At 48.2% G+C, this 2175-nt stretch carries 3 protein-coding genes; 1 reads left to right on the top strand and 2 read right to left on the bottom strand.

All coding sequences use genetic code 11. The annotated features are described in order from the left end of the window. Window positions 1-804, top strand: an 804-nt coding sequence (speB, locus tag H6F93_RS00670; protein WP_190678264.1) for an agmatinase, incomplete at its 5' end; no start/stop codon positions are given. Between the two features lie 90 nt (window positions 805-894). Here the strand turns inward: speB and H6F93_RS00675 are convergent. Next, window positions 895-1953: an ABC transporter substrate-binding protein gene (locus H6F93_RS00675; RefSeq protein WP_190678267.1), complete on the bottom strand. Its 1059-nt coding sequence runs from the start codon at window positions 1951-1953 to the stop codon at window positions 895-897. A gap of 18 nt (window positions 1954-1971) precedes the next feature. After that, on the bottom strand, window positions 1972-2175 hold a 204-nt coding region (locus H6F93_RS00680), incomplete at its 5' end, for an SDR family oxidoreductase (RefSeq protein ID WP_190678270.1).

A 2175-nucleotide genomic window follows, 5' to 3' on the forward strand; every position in this document is an offset into this window, starting at 1 on the left:
GCGATTCGTCAAGCTTCCCGGCATTTGCGGACGCACTACCATCCGGCTTATGATACTGAGCCGTTTATGGTACAGCAGGTTGCAGATGCAGGAGATATCGCTTGCAATCCCTTCAACATCAATGAAGCGATTCAGCAGATTGAAGCGGCTGCAATCGATTTACTGGAACGGTGTAGGGCGATCGTCAGTTTAGGTGGTGACCATACGATCGCTTACCCCCTCCTGAAAGCGATTAACCATCGCTATGGTCCGGTAGCATTGGTGCATTTCGATGCCCATCTCGATACGTGGGACACCTATTTTGGTGCGCCTTACACCCACGGCACTCCCTTTCGACGGGCAGCGGAGGCTGGCTTATTTTTGGACAGCGCCTCGATGCATGTGGGAATTCGCGGTCCTCTCTACAGCCGTAACGACTTAACGCAAGATGAAGAACTTGGGTTTCGAATTGTACATTGCGACGAGTTTGAAACCATCGGTATTGCAGAAGTAGTGGAACGCATTCGAGAGCGAGTGGGCGATTATCCCTTGTATTTGTCCATTGATGTAGATGTTCTTGATCCGGCACATGCTCCGGGAACCGGCACCCCAGAACTTGCGGGAATGACCAGTCGTGAGCTGTTAGGTGTATTGCGGGGATTGGCAGGTCTTTCTGTCATATCAGCAGATGTGGTGGAAGTTGCGCCTGCCTATGATCACGCTGAAATTACTTCCCTTGCAGCAGCAACGATTGCTTATGAATTGGTGAATTTGTTGGCAATTAGTCCAAAGCTAAAGCGTTATGGCGATACGAATTCAGGTTAGCCCCCGCACCCCCTACCCTAACGCTACTCTGCGGGGCTTTTTTAATAAACTTCTGTGGTGCTGTGTGTCATACAGCACCGCAGAAGTTTATTAGCTTTTCAAGTATTGTTCAACAAAGCGGCGATCGATATGAGCTTCAATGGAATCAAGTTGTTTGGTGATCATCTTTTGAGCTAGCATGAAGTCACCAATCACGTTTGCAGAATAGGGAATAGACTCCATTGTGTCACCCATCTCAAATGCTTTGAGGGATTGTTCGGGCGTTAACCATGCGAACCCTTCTAAGATGGCGCTGTATTCTTCCACTGAAACACCCGCTTGCTCCGCTTCAATGGGTAACACTTCGTTTAAATTGGCTTTGCGGTAGTCCAAAGTTTCATACCAGGTTTTGACTAACGCCTGCACTGTCTCTGGTCGCTCTTCCAACACTTTCTCATGCACCACTAGCGCATCAGGAATCAGTCCGGGAATATCTTTACTGGAAAAAATCACTTTTGCTTTGCCCTCCTGTACCGCCTGACTCACAAATGGTTCATAAGAATAGGCAGCATCAGTCTTGCCTACAATCAATGCAGCTGTTGCTGCATCTGCTGCTTGATTCACAATTTCCACCTGATCTGCAGGGATTCCCGCTTCCTCTAACGCCTTTAGAAATAACAAATGTCCAACCGTTCCAATTTCTACAGAAGCTCTCTTCCCTGCTAAATCCTGTATTGAGTTAACGGCGGGAGTTGCCAAAATTGCATCGGCTCCAAGGGAAAAATCGGTAATGGCAATCATTTTCGTCTTCAACCCGTTGGCAAATCCCGTTATGGCATCTGACAGCGTAATGCCTGCCACATCTAACCTGCCACTATTAAATGCCGTTAGCTGATCCGATAGAACGGGAAACCAGGTTACCTCTATATCAATATTGTTTGCCTTAAACAGTCCTTTTTCTTGGGCAACCTTCCAGGGCATAAAGCCAGCCCAGAGGTTCATACCAATGTGCAGAGAGCGATTTTGAGAGGGTTCTGAAGCATTCTCTGAAGTGCTGGTAGGTTGGCGGTTGCAACTGGCTGTAGCGATCGCCACTGCAACCGATAGGGAAGCAGACCGCAAAAACGACCGACGAGAAAACAACGTTGAAGACATTACACGGTGGGTCATAGTGTTCCTATTGTGAAATTAAAAAATGGTTCGTCCACCGTCTGCTACGATCGCTGCACCGTGTACGAAAGAGGCATCCTCACTGGCAAGAAAAACGGCAACGCGGGCAATATCCTCTGGCATTCCTAACCGCCCTGCTGGAATAGATTGAATCGTGGCGGTTTCTTCTGCACCAGGATCGGTTGCTAAAATAAACTCGCTCTGTAGCATGGGAGTGTCAAC

Origin of the sequence: Leptolyngbya sp. FACHB-671 (assembly GCF_014695745.1) — a bacterium.
Lineage (GTDB): Bacteria > Cyanobacteriota > Cyanobacteriia > Elainellales > Elainellaceae > JAAUTN01.

Coding starts and splice junctions, on each gene's coding strand:
- H6F93_RS00675 (WP_190678267.1), bottom strand. CDS start 1,953: ATGACCCACCGTGTAATGTCTTCAACGTTGTTTTCTCGTCGGTCGTTT.